At 70.2% G+C, this 23,527-nt stretch carries 23 protein-coding genes, 3 pseudogenes and 1 riboswitch; of the genes and pseudogenes, 13 read left to right on the top strand and 13 right to left on the bottom strand.

Translation table 11 applies throughout. The features are described 5' to 3' along the window. Positions 1-48: 48 nt before the first annotated feature. A pseudogene (locus tag K1J60_RS37660) lies at positions 49-432 on the top strand (transposase); the annotation flags it as partial. A gap of 167 nt (positions 433-599) precedes the next feature. After that, positions 600-1,583, top strand: a complete 984-nt coding sequence (locus tag K1J60_RS37655; protein ID WP_220650115.1) for a GNAT family N-acetyltransferase — start codon at positions 600-602, stop codon at positions 1,581-1,583. Between the two features lie 52 nt (positions 1,584-1,635). Here the strand turns inward: K1J60_RS37655 and K1J60_RS37650 are convergent, their stop codons facing one another. Next, entirely contained in the window at positions 1,636-2,154 is a 519-nt protein-coding gene (locus tag K1J60_RS37650) for a hypothetical protein (protein WP_220650114.1), read from the bottom strand. Positions 2,155-2,304: 150 nt separating this feature from the next. Next, a pseudogene (locus tag K1J60_RS37645) lies at positions 2,305-2,429 on the bottom strand (IS5/IS1182 family transposase); the annotation flags it as partial. A 76-nt stretch (positions 2,430-2,505) separates the two neighbouring features. Between K1J60_RS37645 and K1J60_RS37640 the strand changes: the two are divergent. After that, a pseudogene (locus K1J60_RS37640) lies at positions 2,506-2,894 on the top strand (transposase); the annotation flags it as partial. A gap of 72 nt (positions 2,895-2,966) precedes the next feature. Then, complete coding sequence (locus K1J60_RS46335; RefSeq protein WP_259408079.1) at positions 2,967-3,098, top strand: hypothetical protein; 132 nt, start codon at positions 2,967-2,969, stop codon at positions 3,096-3,098. Positions 3,099-3,196: 98 nt separating this feature from the next. Here the strand turns inward: K1J60_RS46335 and K1J60_RS37635 are convergent, their stop codons facing one another. The 3 genes from K1J60_RS37635 to K1J60_RS37625 form a co-directional block, all read right to left on the bottom strand. Then, positions 3,197-3,418, bottom strand: coding sequence for a hypothetical protein (locus K1J60_RS37635; protein WP_220650113.1), 222 nt, complete (start codon positions 3,416-3,418; stop codon positions 3,197-3,199). 382 nt (positions 3,419-3,800) lie between these two features. Further along, on the bottom strand, positions 3,801-3,968 hold the full coding sequence (locus K1J60_RS37630) for a hypothetical protein (protein ID WP_220650112.1): 168 nt from the start codon (positions 3,966-3,968) through the stop codon (positions 3,801-3,803). Between the two features lie 131 nt (positions 3,969-4,099). Next, complete coding sequence (locus K1J60_RS37625; protein ID WP_220650111.1) at positions 4,100-5,437, bottom strand: aminotransferase class I/II-fold pyridoxal phosphate-dependent enzyme; 1,338 nt, start codon at positions 5,435-5,437, stop codon at positions 4,100-4,102. 35 nt (positions 5,438-5,472) lie between these two features. Between K1J60_RS37625 and K1J60_RS37620 the strand changes: the two genes are divergently transcribed. Then, on the top strand, positions 5,473-6,174 hold the full coding sequence (locus K1J60_RS37620; protein ID WP_220650110.1) for a pyridoxamine 5'-phosphate oxidase family protein: 702 nt from the start codon (positions 5,473-5,475) through the stop codon (positions 6,172-6,174). Between the two features lie 177 nt (positions 6,175-6,351). On the opposite strand, the gene K1J60_RS37615 is transcribed toward K1J60_RS37620, so the two are convergent. Both K1J60_RS37615 and K1J60_RS37610 read right to left on the bottom strand, forming a co-directional pair. Beyond that, positions 6,352-7,374 (bottom strand): EamA family transporter, encoded by a 1,023-nt coding sequence (locus K1J60_RS37615; RefSeq protein WP_220650109.1) that lies wholly within the window; start codon positions 7,372-7,374, stop codon positions 6,352-6,354. A 126-nt stretch (positions 7,375-7,500) separates the two neighbouring features. Next, positions 7,501-8,025 (bottom strand): Clp protease N-terminal domain-containing protein, encoded by a 525-nt coding sequence (locus K1J60_RS37610; protein WP_259408078.1) that lies wholly within the window; start codon positions 8,023-8,025, stop codon positions 7,501-7,503. A 219-nt stretch (positions 8,026-8,244) separates the two neighbouring features. Between K1J60_RS37610 and K1J60_RS37605 the strand changes: the two genes are divergently transcribed. Together K1J60_RS37605 and K1J60_RS37600 are read left to right on the top strand one after the other, a co-directional pair. After that, on the top strand, positions 8,245-8,412 hold the full coding sequence (locus K1J60_RS37605) for a hypothetical protein (protein WP_259408077.1): 168 nt from the start codon (positions 8,245-8,247) through the stop codon (positions 8,410-8,412). Between the two features lie 113 nt (positions 8,413-8,525). Next, on the top strand, positions 8,526-8,954 hold the full coding sequence (locus tag K1J60_RS37600; protein ID WP_220650107.1) for a type II toxin-antitoxin system Rv0910 family toxin: 429 nt from the start codon (positions 8,526-8,528) through the stop codon (positions 8,952-8,954). 111 nt (positions 8,955-9,065) lie between these two features. On the opposite strand, the gene K1J60_RS37595 is transcribed toward K1J60_RS37600, so the two are convergent. Then, positions 9,066-9,722, bottom strand: a complete 657-nt coding sequence (locus K1J60_RS37595; RefSeq protein WP_220650106.1) for a PadR family transcriptional regulator — start codon at positions 9,720-9,722, stop codon at positions 9,066-9,068. A 185-nt stretch (positions 9,723-9,907) separates the two neighbouring features. Between K1J60_RS37595 and K1J60_RS37590 the strand changes: the two genes are divergently transcribed. From K1J60_RS37590 to K1J60_RS37580, 3 genes are all read left to right on the top strand, one after another. After that, positions 9,908-10,804 (top strand): aminoglycoside phosphotransferase family protein, encoded by an 897-nt coding sequence (locus tag K1J60_RS37590; protein WP_220650105.1) that lies wholly within the window; start codon positions 9,908-9,910, stop codon positions 10,802-10,804. A gap of 396 nt (positions 10,805-11,200) precedes the next feature. Then, a complete protein-coding gene (locus K1J60_RS37585) occupies positions 11,201-11,980 on the top strand; it encodes an SDR family NAD(P)-dependent oxidoreductase (protein WP_220650104.1) in 780 nt (259 codons plus the stop codon). A 164-nt stretch (positions 11,981-12,144) separates the two neighbouring features. After that, the gene (locus K1J60_RS37580; RefSeq protein WP_220650103.1) at positions 12,145-12,954 is read left to right on the top strand and encodes a PhzF family phenazine biosynthesis protein; all 810 of its coding nucleotides are present in this window, start codon (positions 12,145-12,147) and stop codon (positions 12,952-12,954) included. A gap of 42 nt (positions 12,955-12,996) precedes the next feature. Here the strand turns inward: K1J60_RS37580 and K1J60_RS37575 are convergent, their stop codons facing one another. Then, positions 12,997-13,797 (bottom strand): CPBP family intramembrane glutamic endopeptidase, encoded by an 801-nt coding sequence (locus K1J60_RS37575; protein ID WP_220650102.1) that lies wholly within the window; start codon positions 13,795-13,797, stop codon positions 12,997-12,999. A gap of 193 nt (positions 13,798-13,990) precedes the next feature. Next, a complete protein-coding gene (locus tag K1J60_RS37570) occupies positions 13,991-15,505 on the bottom strand; it encodes a glutamate--cysteine ligase (protein WP_220650101.1) in 1,515 nt (504 codons plus the stop codon). A 570-nt stretch (positions 15,506-16,075) separates the two neighbouring features. Between K1J60_RS37570 and K1J60_RS37565 the strand changes: the two genes are divergently transcribed. Continuing rightward, entirely contained in the window at positions 16,076-16,660 is a 585-nt protein-coding gene (locus K1J60_RS37565) for a hypothetical protein (protein WP_220650100.1), read from the top strand. 409 nt (positions 16,661-17,069) lie between these two features. Continuing rightward, positions 17,070-17,270, top strand: a complete 201-nt coding sequence (locus K1J60_RS37560) for a DUF5999 family protein (RefSeq protein ID WP_013005137.1) — start codon at positions 17,070-17,072, stop codon at positions 17,268-17,270. 117 nt (positions 17,271-17,387) lie between these two features. On the opposite strand, the gene gcvP is transcribed toward K1J60_RS37560, so the two are convergent. After that, positions 17,388-20,273, bottom strand: coding sequence for an aminomethyl-transferring glycine dehydrogenase (gene gcvP / locus K1J60_RS37555; protein ID WP_220650099.1), 2,886 nt, complete (start codon positions 20,271-20,273; stop codon positions 17,388-17,390). Between the two features lie 172 nt (positions 20,274-20,445). Further along, a riboswitch (glycine riboswitch) is annotated at positions 20,446-20,542 on the bottom strand. A gap of 123 nt (positions 20,543-20,665) precedes the next feature. On the opposite strand from gcvP, the gene K1J60_RS37550 reads away from it, so the two are divergent. Next, entirely contained in the window at positions 20,666-21,034 is a 369-nt protein-coding gene (locus tag K1J60_RS37550; RefSeq protein WP_220650098.1) for a PRC-barrel domain-containing protein, read from the top strand. A 315-nt stretch (positions 21,035-21,349) separates the two neighbouring features. Here K1J60_RS37550 and K1J60_RS37545 read toward each other — a convergent pair whose 3' ends face one another. Further along, on the bottom strand, positions 21,350-22,702 hold the full coding sequence (locus K1J60_RS37545) for a DNA polymerase IV (protein WP_220650097.1): 1,353 nt from the start codon (positions 22,700-22,702) through the stop codon (positions 21,350-21,352). 66 nt (positions 22,703-22,768) lie between these two features. Further along, complete coding sequence (locus K1J60_RS37540) at positions 22,769-23,413, bottom strand: MerR family transcriptional regulator (RefSeq protein ID WP_220650096.1); 645 nt, start codon at positions 23,411-23,413, stop codon at positions 22,769-22,771. Positions 23,414-23,527 lie beyond the last annotated feature (114 nt).

Below are 23,527 nucleotides of genomic sequence, written 5' to 3'. Positions count from 1 at the left end.
GAGAGGACGACGACGAACAGTTCACGGGCAACCGACATAGCCGAGTTGGCCGAGCAGCGTGATGAGACCGGGCGTCGCCTGGTCGTGCGCAATGGCCATCACCAGCCGAGGAAGGTCACGACCGCGGCCGGGGTGATCGAGGTGAAGGCCCCGCGCGTGAACGACAAGCGCGTCGATGAGGCCACGGGCGAGCGCAAGCGGTTCTCCTCGGCGATTCTGCCGCCCTGGTGCCGCAAGTCCGCGAAGATCACCGAGGTGCTGCCGCTGCTCTATCTCCACGGCCTGTCTTCCGGCGACTTCGTGCCCGCGCTGGAGCAGTTCCTCGGCTCGGCGGCCGGGCTGTCGCCAGCGACGGTCACCCGGCTCACCCAGCAGTGGCAGCAAGATCACGCCGCGTTCGGCGAGCGTGATCTGTCCGCCAGCGACTACGTCTCGTCGAGTCCGCCCACGCCCGCTGGCGCGCGGTGAATGCACCCCACCTCGTCGCCCTCGTCCGCGCCGGAGCCCGCTTCGAACGCGGCCAGCTCGTTGAACGGCCACAGACCACCGCGGCATGAATAGGGTGGCGGACCTGCCTCGAAGTTCGAGATCATCCGATCATGTCGGATGACGCGCCAGGACAGGATCTTCCGGTCGGCTTCAGGTTCCGGCCGTATCGCGGCGACGAAGACCACGGCCCCATGGCCGCAGTGCGGCTGGGGTGTGCCGAACGGGACCGGGTCGATGCCCATTCGGTTGTGGAAGGGCTCCCGACAGCGGCCGAGATCGCCGAAGCCTCTGCCAAGCTGGAGGAGCCGTCCAAGAACCAGATCCTGGTGGTGCGCGACGGGAGCGTCGTCGGCTACTCGACGATCCGGTGGTGGCAAGAGCGGGACGATACGTGGCTATACCTGCACCGCGGCTACCTCTTGCCCGAGCATCGCCGCCAGGGCATCGGCTCAGCCATGCTGAGCTGGGCTGAAGAGCGGATCCGCCAGCTCGTCAAACAGCATGGAACGGCGCGAACGGCAGTGATCGGCGCGAATGCCATGGCCTCCGAGGAGGACGCCACGGCGCGACTGCTCGCAGCCGGCTACCGACGTGTCTTCAGTCTCGTCGAGCTGGAGCTGGGCGATCTGCAGCAGTTGCCCGAGCGGGGCAGCGAGCTGCCGGCAGGGATACGGACGGGGCCGATCCGGACAAGCCACTACCGTGCAGCCTGGAGGACGGTCGTCGATTCGTATGCGGACACCGGTTTCACTCAGAAATGGCCTTTCCAGGACTTCGTCGACACCGCCGACCCGGCATGCTGGAGGGCTGCATGGAACGGGCAGGACATGGTCGGCGTCGCCCTCTGCTCCATCCGCCGTCACGACCACACCGTGGGCGAGGTCGAACAGTTGAGTGTCCGGACGGACCAGCGACGCCTCGGAATCGGCCGGGCCCTGCTGTTGGACGGTCTGCGCAGCCTTCGCGAGCAGGGTGCAACGACCGCCCGGCTGTTCACGGGCACGGCAAATCCGCACCGGTCCTACGATCTTTACGAGAGTGTGGGGTTCCGACGGCAGAACGAGTACGTCCGTTACCGCAAGCCGCTTGCTTGACCGACCGGTCATTGGGCTGTCCGGTCAATCCACAGGATTTGACAATGCCTCCTCAGCGGCCTGGCGGGAAGCCCAGCTCGTCGAGCAGTGTGCTGAAGAGGTTTTCCACGGGGGTCTCGTGTGAGCGAAGCAGCTCTTCGATCCTGACTGTCTGTGGTGTCACGCGAATGCCGGAGGCTGCGGCCCATACGACTGCGCCCTCGGCGTCGGTGGGAATCTCCGCGTCGAGCTCCGCGTGCCTATGTCTGACTGCGTCATGGAACTCTGGTGTCTCCAGCCACAGAAGCTGATCTTCGAGATCTTCGGGCTCCTCGGCCAGAAGCCTGGCGGCGATGTCCAGGTTGAGCCATGTCTGCCAACGCTGGCCCGTGGCGTTCAGCCCGGTCACGAGAGCGAGGTCACTGTCGGAGACCTCGGCGACGCAGGCCGATGCCATGCTCCACTCAACTAGGGCGGGCAGGTCGGCGTCGTCCCAGGTCCCGGAATCGAACTGGAGCGTCTGCCAGCCTCCCGGTCGTGACTCCCATGTACACACGGCGGCCTTGAGTTCTTCGTCGAGGCTGTCGAACACGGGAGCTTCCAGCAGAGGCCGGCTACTGCGAGCAAAGACCAGGTGACCCGAGAACCCCACGGCAGTTTCTCCTTCGAGATGTTGGGCGCACCTTATGGGCTGCCGCTGACAACGCAGGCACCGCCCGGTTCTGCTCGCGGTAAGTCCGGCTCATCTGCTGAAACGACGATACCCGATGAGGGCTGCGGCGATGGCAACGAACGCGAGGAAGTGCTCGGCCTTGGTTCATAGCGTCGGCGCAGACGTCGGCAGCCGGCCAGCCAGGACACGGTTCTCGGCCCGACGTCGGCCCCCGGCCCAGCGGACGCCTCACCTCCACCGGTGGTAACACCCGCCGGCCCCCCTCCCCCCCGGAAGCGGAGCATCGTGACCGACACGCTCGGCCTGCTGCTGGCGGTGCTGGTCACCGCGGCCAGTGTTCAGGACCCCGTGGCCGGCACCCAGTTCCTCGTTGCTGCCGGCCGTCCCGGCATCCGCAAGGTGTGGGTCGACGGCGGCTACCGCCGGCCTCGTCGAGCACGCCACCGCCCTCGGCATCGACATGGAAATCACCGCCCGCACGCCCGGGTCCAGGGGGTTCCCCTCAATTCCGAAGCGGTGGGCGGTCGAGCGGACCTACGGATGGCTCATGCTCCCGCCTGGCCCGCGACTACGAAACCCTTCCCGCCCGCTCCGAAGCCATGATCCACCTCGCCATGACCGACCTGGGAGAAAGCGACCTCTTAGGCCGTAGAGAGTGATGAGTGATCGGATTTTCGGACCTGCCCTGGGGCTGACCCCACCCAGGAACTACCCGGTCTCAGGCCGCGCGCGTGAGCTGGAGCATCGAGTTCGCGCGGACGATCGTGGCCGTGGCGTCCGAAGCGTTCTGGGCCCACCGGAACTGGACGTTGCCCGCAGTGGACGAGGTGACCACCGTGGCCCAGATCTGGAAGGCCACCTGAGTGGATCCGCCCGGGACCGAGTAGACATCGACGTCGCTGTGCAGGCCGGAGGTCCCGGTTTGATCGGCCCACCACAGAACCATTCCGGACGGGACGGTTCAGCCGAACTTGATGTCCCCCATGGTCGAACCGGAGAAGATACAGAGCAGGAACAGGTTGTACGTCGCGTTCGCGGCCACCGGGAGGAAGAGGTGGATGTCGTTGCCGAGCGTCGTGGTCGACGTCTTCGACTGGTCAGCCGTCTTCCGGGCGTACTGGACCTGTCCCATGCCGGTGACCGAGAGGCCGCCCGAGACGTTGAGCGGGGGCGGCGAGGCCACTGATCGAGGTCAGCCCGGAGACGGAGCCGCCGTTCCCGGTGAACGCCAGACCGGTACTGCTCAGCGTGGCGTACGACAGGGCGACGCCGCTCGTGGTCGAGACGTAGACGGCGCCGTTGAATACCTCGATCGACTGAGTGGGCGAGGTGGTGTTGATGCGCGCCGAGGAGGATCTTCCCCTTGGTGGCGTTCGAGGTGGAGTTGAGCGTCAGGTTCGCGCCGGAGACCGTACCGCCCTTGATCGTAGGGCTCGAAGTCGTGTCCGTAACCGCGAGATCACCGGAGACCGTTCCGCCGGTGAGCGGGAGGAATCCATCGGCGTCCTGCTATATGGCCGCTCCGAGCGCCGTGGCCGGGTCGGCGTCGAGGATCAGGGACCCGATCATCGTGCCGCGGACTTGTCGAGCTTGTCGATCCGCAGTTCTGCGATGGCGTCGCCCAGAGCTGTGGCCTGCATGAGGACTCGGCTGGGAGAGCCGAAGTCCACGTACACGGGCGTGACGCCTTCCGGCCCGTAGAACCCGATGATCGAGTTGGAGTCCGAGGTCACGGTAGTGCTGGGAGTGCCGCCGAGGTCGGTCAGGCGGCACCACAGATTCACGGCACCACGAAGGCACAGCACACGCCAGACGCGCCGCGCTCACGCCCCGCCCCGCCCCGCCCCGCCCCGCCCCGCCGACGTCACGCGTACCCCGTCCCCGCGCCCGGCCCTGGCCCGATCGCCGAGGCCACCGCCTCCGCCACCCTCCCGATCTCCTCCTCGGTGAGGGTGGAGACGGTGATCCGGATCCCCTGCGGGGCGCTCATGCGGAAGCGCGCCCCGGGCGCCACGGCCCAGCCGGCGTGCAGCAGCCGGGCGACCGCGCCGGTCTCGTCCGGCACCCGGATCCACACGTTCATCCCGCTGACTCCGTGCGCCTCGACCCCGCGCCGCGCGAGGGCGCCGATCAGCGCGTCCCGCCGCCGTCCGTAGGCCGCCGCCACGCTCACGGCGTCCACCGCGCCGCCGGACCACAGCCGGACGACGGCCCGCTGCACCAGCCGGCTCACCCAGCCCGGCCCCAGCCGCTGCCGTCCCCGCACCCGGTCGAGGGTGGCCGCGTCGCCGGTGAGCACCGCGAGCCGCAGGTCGGGGCCGTACGCCTTGGCGACCGACCGCACGAAGGCCCAGCTGCGGGTGCCCCCGGCGAGCGGATGCAGGGGCTGGTCGACGATCCGGTAGCCGTGGTCGTCCTCGATGAGCAAGGTCTCCGGATGCTCCCGCAGCACGGAACGCAGGGCACGCGCGCGATCGGCGCTCACGGCCGCGCCGGTGGGGTTCTGCGCCCGGTCGGTGACGATCAGGGCCCGCGCCCCGCCCTCCAGCGCCCTGCGTACGTCGTCGGGGAGCGGCCCCTCGTCGTCGACGCCGACCGGGACGACCCGCAGCCCGAGCGCCGGAACCAGGTCGAGCGCGCTCCCCCAACCGGGGTCCTCGACGGCGACGGCGTCCCCCTGCTTGAGGTGGACGGCCAGGACCCGTTCGATGGCGTCGAGCGACCCCGAGGTGACGGCGACCGGTCCGTCGGGCACCCCGTCGGCGTCCAGCTCGGCCCGCGCGATCCGCGCCAACCCGGGTTCCACGGCCCCCGCCCCGTAGAGGACCGGTTCACGGTCGCCCTGTTCGGCGGCGGCCGCGAAGACCTCCGCCAGGCGCGGCAGCAACGCGGGGTCGGGATTGCCGTCGGCGAGGTCCCGCACCCCCTCGGGCACCTCCACCCGGATGTACTCCCGCCCCGTCGTCGCCGGCCGGGACCGCACACGGCTCCCCCGGCGGCCGGCGGTCTCGATGACCCCGCGCTCGCGCAGCGTGCGGTAGGCGGCCGCGACGGTATTCGGATTCACCCCGAGCCGGTCCGCCAACTCCCGCATGGGGGGCAGTAGTCGACCGGGTTCCAGCTCGCCCGCCGCCACCGCCTGCTCGATGCTCGCCGCAATCTCGACTGCGCGCCGCCCGGTGATCATGTATTCTCCTAGCACAAAGCAGATTATGCACTAGTGCAATGGAGATCGCAATGACGGGGACCGAGCGGACGACGACACCCGAGCGGACGACACCACCGCCCGCCGCCTACACCCCCACCGAGCGCACCGTCCCCACCCGGGCCGCCCAGAAGGCCTCGTACGACAGGGAACTCGTGCACTCGATACTCGACGAGGGATACGTCTGCCATCTCGGCTTCGTCCGCGACGGCGCCCCGGTGGTGCTGCCGACGCTGTACGCCCGGGTCGGCGAGACGCTCTATGTGCACGGTTCGACGGGCTCGCGGCCGCTGCGGATGACGGGCCAGGCCGACCCGGGCCTCCCGGTGTGCCTGACGGTCACCCATGTGGACGCGCTCATCCTGGCCCGCTCCGGCTTCCACCACTCGATCAACTACCGCTCCGTGGTGGTGCACGGCACCGCGCACCAGGTGACCGACCCGGACGAGCGGCGGATCGCCCTGGACGCCCTGGTCGACCATGTCGTACCGGGCCGCTCGCGGGACTCCCGGCCCGCCAACGGCAAGGAGTTCGCGGCCACGGCCGTGATCCGCCTCGACCTGAACGAGGTCTCGGCCAAGACCCGCACCGGCGGCGTCAACGACGAGCCCGAGGACCTCACGCTCCCCCACTGGGCCGGCGTCGTCCCCCTCCGCAAGGGCTACGAGCCCCCGATCCCGGACCCGGACCTGGCCCCGGGCACCGAACTCCCGGACTACCTCAAGACCCTTTAGCCGAAGCACCCGGCGGCCGAAGGCGCGCCCGCGCCCTCAAGGGGGCGCGGGCAACCACACGGGCAACCACGCCGACCCGCAGCGCACGCCATCACGCCCCACCCCTCCCCCCAGCCCGCAGCCCGCAGGACCCCAACGCCCTCGTCGCCGCAGACCACATGCCCCCCGAGGGCCTCATCACCCCCGCCCCACCGACAGTTCGGGTTCCACCCCTTCCCCGCCATCCCCGCCTTCCCCACCGGACGCCACCTTCCTCGGCGCCCTCCTGGCCGGCGCGGACCGCTGCGCGACGAACGCCCCGGCCAGCACCACCAGCCCGCCGACGATCTGCGCCACCCCGAGGTGCTCACCCAGCAGCACCCACGCGAGCACGGTCGCCACCACCGCCTCCAGGCACCCCACGACCCCCGCCACCTGCGGAGACAGCCGCCGCACGGCCACCACCCCGGTCACATAGGCGAGCACCGTGGCGATCAGCACCACCCACCCGAGCAGCAACCACGCCGGAACCGCCGTCCCATCCATCCGCGCCGCACCCCCGAGCACCTCCCACTCCATCCCCCACGGCCGCGCCACCACCGTGAGCACCGCCGCCCCCACCAGCAGTCCGTAGGCGATGACACCGAGCGGATCCGGCGCCTCGGCCCCCGCCTCGCTCCCCTGGTCGGACAGCACGAAGTACCCGGCCTGGCAACAGGCGGCCCCGAGCGCGAGCAGCAGTCCCAGCGGATCGAAGCTCAGCCCCGACCAGATCTCGACGACACAGGCGAGGCCGCCGACCGCGAGGACGACCCCGACCGCCGCGGCAGGCGTCACCGACCGTCGCTGCACGAACCGCACCCACCCGAGGACGATGGCGGGCCCGAGGTACTCCACGAGGAGGGCGACTCCTACGGGGATACGGGAGATCGACGCGAAGTAGAAGGCCTGCACACCGGCCACGGCGAACAACCCGAAACCGACGAGCAGCGCGGGCCGCCGCCGCACCAGGTCCCGGTGCCGCACGGCCAGCGGCAGCATCACCACGGCGGCGCCCACGACCCGCAGCCACACCACATGGAGCGGGTCGAGCCCCGCCTCGATGAGCGGCTTGGCCGCCGTGCCCGATCCGCCGAAGGCGACCGCGGACCCGAGCGCGAGCACCAGCCCGACACCCCGGCCACGTTGTCCGTGACTCCCCTGAGACGTATGCACCGGCACATGATGTCAGCCGACGACAGGAGCGTCACCCTCGTTGACACCTGTCTCACCGACTGGACCGCGGGTGGGCACGGATCACGGCCGAACCGAGGGACCCGACTCAGGGCCGGGAGTCAGCGCGCGGAATCAGGAGCCCTCGCCCGTCCGCACGGTCCGCCGCGCCACGACCCCGACGTCGACACCCACGGTGCCCAGCACCTCCACGGCCCGCGAACCGGGGGCCGCGACCAGCGCGGCGAGCAGATCGACGCCGTGGGCCGACCGCTCACCCCGCCGCACGGCACGGTCGTGCGCCTGGCTCATCGCACGGGCCGCCACCGGCGACCAGCCGTGCGTGCCCGGCGCGCCGGGGACGACTCCGGCGTCCTCGACACCGATCTGCCAGCGCAGTCCGTAGCCGATGCTGCGCTGCACGAGATAGCCGAGCAGCCGGGCGACCTGCGGCCCGTCGAAGACGGCGCGGACGTCGGGGTCGGATTCCAACAGCGTGTGCAGCAGGTGAGCGGTGTCGATCTGCCGGTCCCCGTCCCGGAGGGCCCGTCTGCGCGCGGCGGCGATCATCGAGGCCAGCTCGTCGGTGAGCCTGCTCTCGAACTCCACATGGTCCGGTTCACGGTCGACGGCCGACGGCCGGGGAATAGGGGGTCGCACGCCTTCCACCCCATCAGCCCCACCGCCCCCGGGTCATCCACGAAAGGAAGCATCTTCGAGTCCCACGCAGGTTGCGTAGGGAGGACCCGCCTCTCCTCCCTACGGATGAGATCGGGCGACCACGCCCCAGGGGCGCGCGCCTGCTCGCCCCGCGCCCCTCACGCAACCGCCTGGCACCGGCGCCTCGTCCCTCACCCCATGGAGAGCGGGTGCTGGTTGGTGACCCTGCCGGCGATCGACGGCAGGCAGTACGTGTACCGGGTGTACGCCCCCGAGAACGCCCTTCCCGCCGACCTGTTCTGGGAGGCCTGGCACTGCCACGACGAAAGCCACCTACCCCGCGCATGGGACCTGTTCGACGCGGCACTGATCCGCCAGGCGACCTAGACCCCGGCCCCGCCGGAAGCCCCGCCGGTTCCTGACGGTTCATCAGTATTGAATGTTCCGGGCGCCGGAGCTACGTTCCGCGACACCACCGTCCTAGACGAAGGGGTTGTCGCATGGCCGATGTCAGCGCGGAGGCACGCATCGAGGCGCCCGCCGAGCAGGTCTGGGCCCGGCTCGTCGACTGGTCCGCGTACGGCGAGTGGAACACGACGCACACCGGCTTCCCCAAGGGCGGTCCCAAGGCCCTCGAAGTGGGCGGCACCTTCCAGGAGAACCTGAAGCTCATGGGCTTCCCGGCAGAGGTCGAGTGGACCATCGCCGAGCTGGAACCCGCCCGCACCCTGGCCATCCGGGGCAAGGGCCCGATGGCCGTGGACCTCGCCACCCGCTACACCCTCATCCCCGACGGCGACGCCACGACGGTCCGCGTCGACGGCCGGTTCACCGGCGCCGCCGTCTCCCTGATGGCGGGCAAGCTCAAGGACTCCGCGACGGCCGCGCTCGACGAATCCCTGCGCAAGCTGGGCGCACTCGTCGCCTGACCGGCGCTCCCCTCACCCGTCTCACCACCCGCGCGCCCGGCACACACGGGAGCGCCCCGCGGAATTGGCGAATTCCGGGGGCGCTCCCTCACCTCACCCTGCAGCCGTCCGTCAGTCCTCGTCGGCGAGGATCAGGTACAGCTTCTTGCGGGCTTCGTTGATCACCGCCAGCGCCTTGTCGCGCTGGTCCTTGTCACCGGTCTTCCAGACCTGGCCGAACGCCTCCATCAGACCGAAGCCGGCCTGCCGGATCTCGCTCAGCGCCTCCCAGTCGACCCCGCGCGAGGCCTCTTCCCAAGGAGCCTCGGGCCCCTCCTCGGCCGCACTGCGACCGGCCTCGGTGAGCGAGAACAGCTTCTTGCCGCCCTCGGTCGCGCTGGCGATCAGCCCCTCGTCCTCCAGCAACTGAAGGGTCGGGTACACCGAACCGGGACTGGGCTTCCACGCCCCGCCGCTGCGCTCGGCGATCTCCTGGATCATCTCGTAGCCGTGCATGGGCCTGTCCTTGAGGAGGGCCAGGATCGAGGCACGCACATCGCCCCGCCGCGCCCTTCCCCTGGGTCCGCCTCGGCCGCGCCCACCCCAGGGGCCTCCACCGAAGGGACCGAACGGCCCGGGACCACCATGGCCCGGCCCGAACGGCCCGAAGGCGGCGCGTGGCGCGTCGGCGTCACCTCCGCCGTGGGGGTGCCCCCCACCCGGCCGTCCATGTCCACGCTCGAATCCGAAGTCCTGTCCACGGGAACGCATCGCAATCACTCCATCCATCGTTGATCTGTCGCGATGCCTCAACGATATATCGGAACCTGTCGCCCGACAACCCCTGACTGCTGCCCGGACGGCCGAAAACCTCAGTGGATCTGCCCCCTGGCGGATAACCAGTGGCTGTCGTCCCGGTCGATCTGGTCTGCTTCCGGCGTTCCGAGTCGGACCAGTGGAAGAGCGCACGAGAGATGAACATGCACGATGACCAAGTGGACGTGACCGTCGAAACCGTTGCGACTCTGGTCCAGGAACAGTTCCCTCAGTGGAGCGGCAAGGCGGTCCGGCTCCTGCCGTCGACCGGGACGGTCAACGCCATCTTCCGCATCGGCGACAACCTCTCGGCGCGTTTCCCCCTGCGTCCGACCGATGCCGCCGAGGCGCTGGCGTCGCTGGAACAGGAGGCCAGGGCGAGCGCGGAGCTGGCGCAGGCGTCCCCGTTCCCCGCCCCGGAGCCCGTCGCCCTGGGAAAGCCTGGAGCGGGTTACCCCATGCCGTGGTCGGTCCAGACATGGCTGCCGGGAACGGTCGCCTCGGATGCCGACCCGAGTGGGTCGGACGCCTTTGCGGAGGACCTTGCGGCCCTGATCGCAGCCCTCCGGGAGGCCGAGACGCGGGGGCGGCTCTTCGACGGCGAGGGTCGTGGCGGCGTTCTCGCTCACCACGACGATTGGATGGCGAAGTGCTTCGAGGAGAGCGAGGGGCTGCTCGACGTACCCCGGCTGCGCAAGGTGTGGAGTCACCTTCGCGAGTTGCCACGCACGGGTGCCGACGTGATGAGCCATCGCGACTTGATCCCCGGCAATGTACTGGTCGCGGGAGACCGGCTCAGCGGCGTACTCGACACCGGCGGCTTCGGCCCGGCCGACCCGGCGTTGGATCTGGTCAGTGCCTGGCACCTGTTGCGGCCAGGCCCGCGGGAAGTGTTCCGGCGGACGCTGGCCTGTGACGACCTGGAGTGGGAGCGCGGCAAGGCATGGGCGTTCGAACAGGCGATGGGTGTCGTCTGGTACTACGTCGACAGCAATCCGGCGATGAGCAGCATGGGGCGCTGCACACTCGACCGCATTCTGGAGTCGATGGAGTGACGCGGCCCGGCCGAAGGCCCGGACAAGGAGGATCGCCGTCTACGGGTACAGCTGGATCACATCGGCTCGGTTGTCGGCCCCGTTCAGTCGGGCCTGGTGCCACGCGCCAGGCGGCGACCGACGGCGAGGCCAGAGCCGTCGTGAACACGGACGCTGCTACCAGTCCGAGTGCGAGCGAGGCGCGACGCGCGCTCAGCGAGTTCAGCGAGTTCAGCGAGTTCAGCGAGTTCAGCATTCATGTGTCTCTCCCGTGGGTGCGTGGCCGGAACCGACATTCCTGCGACGCCCCGTGGTCAGTGGCGCCCCTCGACCCGCACCGCGTGTTTCGAACACGCTCGAATACCACTGGTCACCCCGCACTCCGCCGCCGTCGGCGCTTCCCCCTAGGGTGCGGGAATGATCTCCGACGGCTATCTCACCGAACTGTTCTCGCTCGACGACCGCGTCGCCGTGGTGACGGGCGGCAGCTCCGGCATCGGCAAGGCCATCACCACGGCTCTCGCCCGGGCCGGGGCGAGCGTGGTGCTCGTCGCGCGCAAGGAGGCGGAACTGGCGGCCACGGCCGAAGAGTTGACCGCGGCCGGCTGCCGGGCGGCTTGGGTGAGCGGCGACCTGGGCACCCGAGCCGGCGTGCGCGCGGCTGCTGAGCAGGCCGTCGAGGCGTTCGGCGAACCCGACATCCTCGTCAACAGCGCCGGCATCAACCTGCGTCCCCCACTGAGCGACCTGGGAGAGGACGTATGGGACACCACCATGGCCGTGAACCTGGACGCACCCTTCCTGCTGGGCCAGCGCTTCGGACCCGGCATGGCCGAGCGGGGCTACGGGCGCATCATCCACATCACCTCCCAGCAGGCACACCGGGCGTTCGTCCGCAGCGGCGCCTACGGCGTCTCCAAAGGCGCTCTGGAGGCGCTGGCCCGCTCGCAGGCCGAGGAGTGGTCGCCCCACGGCGTCACCTGCAACACCCTCGTGCCCGGTTTCGTCCCGACCCCGCTCAACACCCGGCTGTCGTCCGACCCGGAGCAGGTGGCAGCGCTCGCCGCCCGCACCCTGACCGGCCGCAACGGTCTGGCCGACGACTTCGCCGGAGCCGCGGTGTTCCTGGCCGGACGCTCAGCCGGCTACATCACCGGGCAGGCGATCTTCGTCGACGGCGGCTTCTCCGTCCACTAGGGGTTTCGAACGTCCCCCACAGCACCCCCTTGGCCCGCCGGGGCATACGAAGCCACCGGCGGACGTACGAAGCTCGCCCTCGATTGCAGTGGCCCACGAAATCCGGTCCACCCTCCTGGGATTGGCCTTGGCCCGTGGCTCCACGGACCGCCTAGCGTCGTCCCATGCGCATTCGTATCGTCGACGCCTTCACCGACCGCCCGTTCTCCGGCAACCCCGCCGGAGTCCTCCTCCTCGACGCCTTCCCGGACGACGCCTGGCTCCGGAACGTGGCCAAGGAGGTCAACCACGCCGAGACCGCGTTCGCCCACCCCCTCCCGGCGGGCGGCGAGGCCGACTGGGCGTTGCGCTGGTTCACGCCGGTCGCCGAGGTGGCTATGTGCGGCCACGCCACACTGGCCACGGCACACGTCCTGAACAGCACTCACACCCACGAGGGCCCCGTGCGGTTCGCCACGCGCAGCGGCGTCCTCATCGCGACGCCGCAGCCGGACGGTTCCCTCACCCTCGACTTCCCGACCGCGCCCCTCACCCCGGTCCCCGTCCCGGACGGGGTCGCCGAGGCCCTGGGCGCCGAGCCGGTCAGCGCCTTCGACACGGGCCCCCAGGTGGGCGACCTGCTGCTCGAACTGACCGACGAGAAGACGGTCCTCGGTCTGTCACCCGACCTCCGGTCCCTCGGCCGCTACTCCGAGCGCGGCATCATCGCCACCGCCCGTGCCGAGGACGCCGCCGGCGGCCACGACTACGTCTCGCGCTGCTTCTTCCCGAACATCGGCATCGACGAGGACCCGGTCACGGGCAGCGCCCACACCGCCCTCGCACCCTTCTGGTCGGCACGTCTGGGCAGCCCGGATCTCACCGGCCTCCAGGCCTCCCCCCGCTCCGGCCACGTCCGCACGGGACTCCGCGGCGACCGCACCCTGCTCTCCGGCCGCGCGGTCACGGTCATCGACGGCGAACTCCTCGCCTGACCACCCGGCCGTCGGGCGCGTCCCCGGCCGCACGGTCACGCGTCACGGCGTGGGCAGCCAGTCCACCTTCCCGGCCAGCAGCCCGTAGCCGACGAACGCCCCGATGTCCAGCAGCGAGTGGGCCACCACCAGCGGGCCCACTCGCCCCCACCGCCGGTACAGATAGACGAAGACCACGCCCATCACCATGTTGCCGACGAAGCCGCCGATGCCCTGATAGAGGTGGTACGAGCCCCGCAGCACCGAACTGGCGGCCAGCGCGCTCCCCGGTGACCAGCCCAGTTGCTGGAGCCGACGCAGCAGATACCCGACCACGATGACCTCTTCGAGGACCGCGTTCTGGATCGCGGAGAGGATCAGCACCGGGTACTTCCACCACACCTCGGGCAGCGCCTCCGGCACCACGGTGAGGTTGAAGCCGAGGCCGCGCGCCGCGAGGTAGAAGGCGATCCCGGTGCTGCCGATCACCGCGGCGATCGCCGCGCCCCGGCCGAGGTCGGGCCAGGGCTTCGTCCGGTCGAAGCCGAGGGCCCGCAGCCCGGTGCCCTCACGCAGGAGGAAGTGCGCGACCAGCGCGACCGGCACGAGGGCGGTCGTGATCCCGAAGAGCTGCCAGGCGAGGTCGAGCCAGGGCCGGCCCGGCGCGGCCGAAGCGTTCATCGTGGCCGCCTGGTCCTTGAGCCCGCCGGGCTCGGTGACCGATCCGATGAAGCTGATCAGCGCGGACACCCCGCTCGCGCCGAGCGAGAGCGCGAGCACGAGGAGCGTCTCGTCCCTCAGTATCCGTCGGTCCGGCCGCTCCCCCGGCACCGCGCCCTCAACCGACTCCGCCTGCCCCTGCACCCACGCCTCCAGTTGTCCGGCCCCGCCGAGGGTCCATCATCACCCGCGGCGGTCCGCGACATTCCGGCGGCGTCCCCTGACAGCGACTCACCCGGACGGGCGCGACGCCTCGCGGAGACGACCCGCAGCCCGGCAGACACGGGCCCGCGGCTCAGCGGAAGCGCGCGGCCCTCAGTCCGGCGAAGGCGGATCCTCAGCCCAGCGGCACCGGCTCCGGCAGCCCGACCGGCCAGCTGTGGACCGGTTCTCCGGAGTGCATCAGTTCGCCGTAGCGCCGTGTCGTGGCGGCCAGCGCCGCGTCCCGGCCGAGCCCCTTGGCCAGGGCCCGGTGGAACGTTTCGACCTGCCAGGACGCCCCGTTGGTCCGACGCCGACAGCGCTCCTCGATCACACCGAGGTAGAAGTCCCGGTCGACCGGCTCGACCCCCCACGCGTCCAGCCCCGCCTCGGCGAGCGGCAACAGCTCGTCCCGTACGAGGTTCACCGCGTCCACCGGCCCCACCCCGCCGTAGCGGCCGCGCGGCCACTGGAGCCGCGCGTCGATGCCGTGCCGGCAGGCCTCGTCGAAGTTGGCGGCGGCGGCCTCGAACGGCAGCCGTGTCCAGACGGGCCGCGACTCCTCGGCGAGGGCGCGTACGACGCCGTAGTAGAAGGCGGCGTTGGCGATCACGTCCGTGATGGTCGGCCCGGCGGGCAGCACGCGGTTCTCGACGCGCAGGTGCGGGACCCCGTCGGCGATGCCGTAGACGGGCCGGTTCCAGCGGTAGATCGTGCCGTTGTGCAGGGTGAGTTCGGCGAGTGAGGGCACGCCGCCCGCGTCGAGGACGGCCATCGGGTCCTCTTCGTCGCAGATGGGCAGCAGGGCCGGGAAGAAGCGCAGGTTCTCCTCGAAGAGGTCGAACGCCGAGGAGATCCACCGTTCCCCGAACCAGGTGCGCGGCCGCACTCCCTGGGCCTGCAGCTCGGGCGGCCGGGTGTCGGTGGACTGCTGGAACAGCGGCGGTCGCGACTCGCGCCACAGCTCGTGCCCGAACAGGAACGGCGAGTTGGCACCGATGGCGACCTGCGCGGCGGCAACCGCCTGGGCGGCGTTCCACACGTCGGCGAACCGTCCCGGCGTGACCTGGAGGTGCAACTGCACAGAGGTGCAGGCCGCTTCGGGCGCGATGGACTTCGAGGTGCAGACGAGCCGCTCCACCCCGTCGATGTCCAGAGTGAAGTCCTCGCCCCGGGCGGCGACGATCTGATCGTTCAGCAGGGTGTAGCGGTCGCCCGCGGAGAGGTTCGATGAGACCAGGTCGTCACGGTCCAACGTGGGCAGAATGCCGATCATCACGATTCCCGCGCCCACTTCGATCGCCTTGCGGTCGGCATACGCGAGGGAGGTGCGCAACTCCTCGGAAAGCTGGTCGAATACCCGGCCGCCCAGCCGATGTGGAGCAATGTTGACTTCCAGATTGAACATGGCGAGTTCTGTTTGGAAATCTCGGCTCGCAATCCGCTCCAGCACTTGAGCATTCATCATTCTGGGCAGACCGTCGCCGTCGACGAGGTTCAGCTCGATCTCCACACCCATCAGGTTCTTGGGGCGGTCGAACCGCTTCTCCTCCAGCAGCCGCGCCAGCCCCGCCAGGCACTGCCTCAACTTGTCGCGGTACTGCTGGCGATCGGAGAGGCCGAACGGCCCCGCCACGACCTTCTCTCCCATCTAGGGGTCCCTCCTTGGATGGGCAGGCCGACGAGCCGGCCACTGCTGTCTCGGGTCCACGGATGATGATGCCCCGGTGGAGCCGCTGATAACGTCCCCGGCACGACCTGGCCACGCTAGGCTGAACACCGCCACCTCCGACACTATTCACTCGGCATGCTTCTGGCACATTCAGTGGGCAAGAATGAGAACGCGCTTTCCGTCTTCTGCGCTTTCGTGAAAAGCGCCGACGAGAACCGGCCGTCCGCTACGTACTGGTAATCCGAGGTCACCGGCTCACCCCCATGGTAAAGCGGGGTGATGGACTGGCCCTGGCGACCGGATACCGCCTTGCTCTTCATATTCGGAACGGCTAGACGAAACATCGTGTGAACACGTGTCGTATAAACTCCGCAAACGAGGCTGAGAGTCGGCACTCGCGGTCCTCGGTCCTGCCGTCAGGCCACGCACGGCGGACCCATCCACGCACCCGGACCCCGGGCACCCGTCTCTCCGATCCCCGTGAGCTGACAGCGCCGTCCGCCCCCGCCCTCGCGCCATCGTGCCTGTCGAACTGAGAGGCGACCCATCATGCCGCTGCATGTCCCCCCGGCTCCCGCGCCCGCCCTGCGCACCGTCCTCATGGCACTCGGTTCCCCCACCGCCGTCCACGAGGCGCGAACACCTTCTCTGAAGAACGCCTCTGGCCCCGCCACACCCGAACTGCCGCTGCCCGTCCACGTACTCGACCGGATCGCCCCGGAGGGCACGGGCACCGCCCGGCTCACCGGATGGCGGTTCCTGATCCGCTGCGGCGACCGCGCCGTGGCCGCCGCCGAGACCCGGCTGACCCCGGACGGCTGGGCGTTCTCGCACTTCTTCGAGGGCCCGTACATCACCTCCACCGAGCGCGCCCTGCGCCAGGCCGAGGTCATGCAGCAGCCCTACCAGCCACGCCTGCTGTCGGTGCCCGAGCTGTACATGCTCACGCTCTGGCTGCACGCCGACCCCACCGCCGACGGCGCCGACGGCCACCCGGCACCGAACGACCTGCTGGTCCCGCTGGCGCCCGCACCGCCCGGTATCGCCGCCCACCGCCCGCACCGGGTCGCCGATCTCCTCCCCGTGCTGACCACCCGGCTCACGCCCGCTCCCCTCCTCGGATCACCCGCCTGAACCAAGGCCGCCTCGCTTATTCGCACCACTCGCGCCCCGCTGCCGATTTCCCGGTGGCGGGGCGCTCGTTTCACCTCTTCCCGCCGCCGAGAATGCCCGCTCACTCGGGCGGCAATATGCTCGTACGAGCTATTCACTCGTCTTCCCCGCCAGAGGACTAGCCCCATCCGACCATGGCGAACCACCCGAAGGGACAGTGCGGCGGGGATGAACCGTCCGCGCGAGAGATGCGTCATCAACCTGTGAAGAAGTCGTGCTGCGAAATGCCTGCGGATTGACGCCCGTGGGGCAACACTGGGACCGGACCGATTTATCACAACGGGGGGCGGCCATGAACGAGGCTTCAAGCCGCGGGTCGGACAAACCAGCCAACTCAGACCACTCGACAAACCGAAAGATCCCACCAACCATGTGCCAGCACCAGCCACTGTGCCCGACTGCCGAATCCGCCGACCGGGAAGGCGCCCGACTCGTGGCGCACCACCCGGAGCAGGGATGGAGCCTGCTCTGCAACGGCGTTCTGCTCTTCGAGGACACCGGTGAGCTCCTGCCGGACGGCCAGATCATCGCGCCGCACCGCCCGATGGGCACCGTGGTGACAGCCGCCTGAGCCGCACGGACGTGCGCACGGGGTGAGCGTCCCCGCACGGGACGTCCGCCCGGACAGAAGAGGGGCCGGCCGGAGAACGCACTCTCCGAACCGGCCCCGACGCGTATCCGAGGATGACTACTCTGCGTAGGCGTCCAGCGGCGGGCAGGAGCAGACCAGGTTCCGGTCGCCGAAGGCCTGATCGATCCGGCGCACCGGCGGCCAGTACTTGTCGGCGGGCGAGACACCGGCCGGGAACACCGCCTCCTCACGGGTGTAGGCGTGCTCCCACTCCCCGCCGAGCGCGGCCGCGGTGTGCGGCGCGTTGCGCAGCGGGTTGTCGTCCGCCGGCCACTCCCCCGAGGCGACCTTCTCGATCTCCGCGCGGATCGCGATCATCGCGTCGCAGAACCGGTCCAGCTCGCCGAGGTCCTCCGACTCGGTCGGCTCGATCATCAACGTCCCGGCCACCGGGAACGACATCGTCGGCGCGTGGAAGCCGTAGTCGATCAGCCGCTTGGCGATGTCGTCGACGCTCACCCCGGTCGCCTTGGCCAGCGGCCGCAGGTCGACGATGGCCTCGTGTGCCACGAGGCCGCCAGGGCCGGTGTAGAGCACCGGGTAGTGCGGCTCAAGCCGCTTGGCGATGTAGTTGGCGCTGAGCACGGCCACCTGAGTGGCCCGCTTGAGCCCCTCTCCGCCCATGAGCCGGACGTAGGCCCACGAGATCGGCAGGATGCCCGCCGAGCCCCACGGCGCCGCCGAGATCGGGCCCACACCGGTCTCCGGCCCGGCCGCGGGCTGCAGCGGGTGGTTGGGCAGGTACGGCGCCAGGTGCTCACGCACCGCGACCGGCCCGACGCCCGGGCCACCGCCGCCGTGCGGGATGCAGAACGTCTTGTGCAGGTTCAGATGCGACACGTCGCCGCCGAAGTGCCCCGGCTTGGCGAGCCCCACCAGCGCGTTGAGGTTGGCCCCGTCGACGTAGACCTGGCCACCGGCGTCGTGCACCTGCGCACAGATGTCGGCCACGTGCTCCTCGAACACGCCGTGGGTCGACGGGTAAGTGATCATCAGCACGGACAGCTCGTCGCGGTACTGCTCGATCTTCGCCCGCAGGTCCTCGACGTCGATCTCGCCGTCCTCGGCGGTCTTCACCACGACGACCTTCATACCGGCCATGACGGCGCTCGCCGCGTTGGTGCCGTGCGCGGAGGACGGGATGAGGCACACGGTCCGCTGCGCGTCACCGTTGGCCCGGTGGTACCCGCGTACGGCCAGCAGCCCGGCCAGCTCACCCTGCGAGCCCGCGTTCGGCTGCAGCGACACCCTGTCGTACCCGGTGGCCTCCGCCAGCCGCTCCTCCAGCTCACGGATGAGCGTGAGGTACCCCTGCGCCTGCCCGGCAGGCGCGAACGGGTGCAGCTGCCCGAACTCGGGCCAGGTCACCGGCTCCATCTCGGTGGTCGCGTTGAGCTTCATCGTGCAGGAGCCCAGCGGGATCATGCCCCGGTCCAGCGCGTAGTCACGGTCGGCGAGCCGGCGCAGATACCGCAGCATCGCGGTCTCGGAGCGGTACTCGTGGAACACCGGGTGGGTGAGGTAGTCGTCCGACCGCAGCAGCGCCTCGGGCAGCGCGTCCCGCGCCTCGGCGTCCAGGGCCTCGACATCCCCCTGCACGCCGAACGCGGTCCACACGGCGCCCAGCTGCGCCCTGGTCGTGGTCTCGTCGCAGGAGATCGACACCAGGTCCGCGTCCACGAGGTGCAGGTTCACGCCATGTTCCCGCGCGGCCGCCACGACCTCACCGGCCCGTCCCGGCACCCGCACGGTGAGCGTGTCGAAGTACGCGCCGTGCACGACCTCGATCCCACCGGCCGCGAGCCCCGCGGCGAGCACCACGGCGTACCTGTGCGTACGCCGCGCGATGGTCCGCAGCCCCTCCGGCCCGTGGTACACGGCGTACATCCCGGCCATCACGGCGAGCAGCACCTGAGCCGTACAGATGTTGCTGGTCGCCTTCTCCCGGCGGATGTGCTGCTCCCGCGTCTGCAGGGCGAGCCGGTACGCCTTGTGTCCGTCCGCGTCCACGGAGACGCCCACGAGCCGCCCGGGCAGGCTGCGCGCGAACTTCTCCCGCACCGCCATGTAGCCCGCGTGCGGTCCACCGAAGCCCATCGGCACCCCGAAACGCTGTGTCGTCCCCACCGCGATGTCGGCGCCCAGCTCGCCGGGTGAGGTCAGCAGAGTGAGGGCGAGCAGGTCGGCGGCAACGGTGACGAGCGCGCCGAGTTCGTGCGACTGCTCGATGACCGGCTTCAGATCGCGTACGGCACCGGAGGCGCCGGGGTACTGCAGCAGCACCCCGTTGATCTCCCGCTCGGCGATGTCAGCCGGAATCCCCTCGCTCAGGTCCGCGACGACGACCTCGACCCCGGTCGGTTCGGCGCGTGTCTCGATCACGGCGACGGTCTGCGGCAGCGCGTCCGCGTCGACGAGGAAGAGGCCCTTCTTGTTCTTCCCCATGCGCCGGGAGAGCGCCATGGCCTCGGCGGCCGCGGTGCCCTCGTCGAGCAGCGAGGCCCCGGAGGTGGGCAGCCCGGTCAGTTCGGCGACGACCGTCTGGAAGTTGAGCAGCGCCTCCAGCCGCCCCTGGGAGATCTCGGGCTGATACGGCGTGTAAGCGGTGTACCAGGCCGGGTTCTCCATGACGTTCCGCAGAATGACGGGCGGGGTGAAGGTCCCGTAGTAGCCGAGTCCGATCATGGACCCCAGCACCTGGTTGCGGTCCGCCAGCGTACGCAGCTCCGCCAGTACCTCGGCCTCGGAGCGGGCGCCCGGCAGATCCAGCGCCTCGGCGTTCTTGATCACATCGGGGACCGCGGCGGCCGTCAGCTCGTCGAGCGAGCCGTACCCGACGTGCGCGAGCATCTTGGCCCGGGCCTCGACGTCCGGGCCGATGTGGCGCCGCTCGAAGGGGATTCCCTGTTCGAGCTCGGAGAGCGGAATGCGATGGGCGGTCATTACGGAGGCCTCCTGGTCTGACACGACCTTCGAGGGGCACCACGGCACGGGTGCCCGAACGGCCTCCCCCTCTGTCATCTCAACCTGAGAGCTTCACCGGACCTGGTTCGGGCCGGTTTTCACCGTCGGTGAGAGCGGGAGCCGTGGCACCCGCTCTGCTTTCCAGAGTGACCTCGTCCGTGCGGTACGTGAGCCTGAGAGATTCCGGGGAGGATTTGCTCCTTCGGCGCCTCCGGATGGTGTCCGGAGGACTCTCCCGCGCGGGGTCAACAGCCGCTGCCAGAGTATCAGCGCGGTCAACGCACGGGTCTTCGAGTGGCCGCCGCCCCCGATGTGCCTTTTCGTAGTGGAGAGACACCATCCGCAACCGCTTGCGACCACATGGAGGGCCCGTGCAGACCGACATCGATCCGCGCAACCTGATCGGCCGCAAGGCGTTCGACCGCAAGGGAAGCAAGATCGGCACCGTGGACGAGGTCTACCTCGACGACGCCACCGGCATCCCCGAGTGGGCCGCGATACGCATGGGCTTCTTCGGCCGCGACGCCTTCGTCCCCCTGGAACCCAGCGAACTGGTCGAAGGGACCCTCCGCGTCCCCTTCGAACGCGCTCTCATCAAGGACGCCCCCGACTTCGGAGTGGGCCGCCACCTCTCCCCGGAACAGGAACTCCAGCTCTACCACCACTACGGCCTGGACACGGCCCCGCCCCCACCCGTGGACCACGACTTCGGCAACATCGCGGGCAAGGACGACGCCTGACCCATACCCGAAGCCCCTCCACGCACGGCACTCCCTCCAGCCACACAGCCCCCTCGGGCACCTTCCACCCCCCCCAGACGACATCTGGCTCCTTCCCCAGCCCGTAGGCACCCCCGTTGAGCAGTGCCTGATCTCGGCCCCGTTGAGCAGTGCCTGATCTCGGCCCCCTTCCTCAACCATGAGCACCCCCTGATCGCAGCCGCCCTCCCCACCCGGCCACCTCCCCAAGGCCAGCCACCCTGCCCCTCGCGCCACCCTCGTCCCCGCCGCATCAGCGCTCGGCCCCAGCGACGCAGACCGACGGGTGCCGCGGCCTCAGCCCGGCACCCCACCCCGCACCAGCGGCAACGGTTCCGCCGGCTCCAGCCCCGGATCGTCGGTCCGGAAGGTCCGCACCCGCCCGGGCTCCACGTCCTCCGGCGTCTCGAACCGCACGGTCACCCGCCCCAGCCCACTCCCCTGCACCCACCCGTGCCCGTATTCGGCATGCCGCACATCGTGCCCGGCCCTCCACTGCCGCTCCCCACCCGAACGCTCCTCCACCGCGGGCCCCTCCACAGCGCCCCCGGCCTCGTCCTCGACGAGATCCACCTCACCCGCCGCCTGCGCGAACAGGTCCTCCTGCGTGTAGTCGGCGAGGCCACTGACGCCCACCCCGAGCAATCGCACCCCACCCGTCGTGTCCACGGCCTCCAGCAACCGCCCCGCGGCCTCTCGCACCACCGCGGGGTCGTCCGTGGGCCCCCGCAACGTCTCGGACCGGGTCAACGTCGAAAAGTCGTACCGCCGCACCTTCAGCACGATCGTCCGGCCCGACAGCCCGGCCCCCCGCAACCTCCGCACACACCGATCCGCGAGCCGCTGAACCTCCATCCGAACCCGCACGCGGTCATGGATGTCGACGTCGTACGTGTCCTCCACCGACACGGACTTCGTGTCCCGCTCGGCCACCACCGCGCGGTCGTCCCGGGCGAGCGCCATCGCGTACAGCCCGTGCCCGTGCGCCTTGCCCAGCAGCCGTACGACCTCGTCCTCCCCGGCCTCCACGATCTCCTCCACCGTGGTGATCCCGGCCCGCCGCAGATGGTCCCCGGTCGCCGGCCCCACCCCCGGCAGGATCCGCACCGACATCGGCCCCAGCAACGCCCGCTCGGTCCCGGGTTCGATCAGCACCAGCCCGTCCGGCTTGGCCTGTTCGGAGGCGATCTTCGCGAGCATCTTGGAGGCCGCGAGCCCCACGGAGCCGGTGAGCGCGGTCACCGCGCGTATGTCCGCCCGCAACCGCACTCCCACCAACCGGGCGGACTCCTCGTCCCAAGCCGCTCCCCCGGCCTCCAGGTCCACGAACGCCTCGTCCAGACTCAACGGCTCCACCAGCGGAGACAGATCGCGCAACAGCCCCATCACCTGATCGCTGATCGCCCGGTAGAAGGTGAAGCGCGGCGTGAGATACGCGGCGTTCGGCGCGAGCCGGCGCGCCTGCGCCATCGGCATCGCCGAGTGCACCCCGAAGACCCGTGCCTCGTACGAGGCGGTGGCGACCACTCCACGCGGCCCCAGCCCACCCACGACCACGGCTTTCCCCCGCAGACTCGGCTTGGACGCCTGCTCCGCCGAGGCGTAGAAGGCATCCATGTCGAGATGAAGGATCGTGGGCGCGGCTCTCACATCTCCGATGCTGCCCTACGCCACTGACAACGCGCCGTGTCCCTGGGCCGCGACGGCACGTACCTCTCAGACCGCCCGGTTGCGCCGGCGCGCGAGCTCGTCCGACGGGTTGTGGCCCACCAGCGTCTCCCCCGTGTCGACCCGCTCCCCGTGCAGCTGGGAGAGAGCGCTTTCCACGTCACGCCAAACGACCCCCACGGCGATCCCGAAGACCCCCTGGCCGCCCTGGAGCAGAGCGTGGACCTCGTCGGGCGAGGTGCACTCGTAGACCGTCGCCCCGTCGCTCATCAGCGTCATCCGCTCCAGGTCGCTGAAGCCCCGCTCCCTCAGATGCTGGACGGCGGTGCGGATGTTCTGCAGCGACACCCCCGTGTCGAGGAACCGTTTCACGATCTTGAGGACGACGACGTCCCGGAAGCTGTAGAGACGCTGCGTCCCCGAGCCCTGCGCGGAGCGCACACTCGGCTCCACGAGACCGGTACGTGCCCAGTAGTCGAGCTGCCGATAGGTGATGCCGGCGGCCGCGCACGCGGTGGGACCGCGGTAGCCGACGTTCTCATGCGGCTCGGATGCCGCATCCGCGCCGCCCCGCACGGCCGCGGGCCGCTGCGGAACGTGACCGGCCGCGCTGCCGTGAAGCGGGTACGGGCCGCCGTCCCCCAGCCTGCGTCCGGGGGCACCCCCAGCCGTACCGTCGCCGCTGCTTCTCACGCCGACCTCCGTCCTTGACCTGCCTCATCGACGGTAGGCAGCCACCAGGGGTGCGTCAACGACCACCGCACTCGCCACGCCGAGTGATAATCACCCTGAGAGTGGTTTACCGTG

This window comes from Streptomyces akebiae (genome assembly GCF_019599145.1).
Taxonomy (GTDB): Bacteria; Actinomycetota; Actinomycetes; order Streptomycetales; family Streptomycetaceae; genus Streptomyces; species Streptomyces akebiae.
The sequence above is the reverse complement of the archived record's forward strand: the minus strand, read 5'-3'. Positions and strand labels throughout refer to the sequence as shown.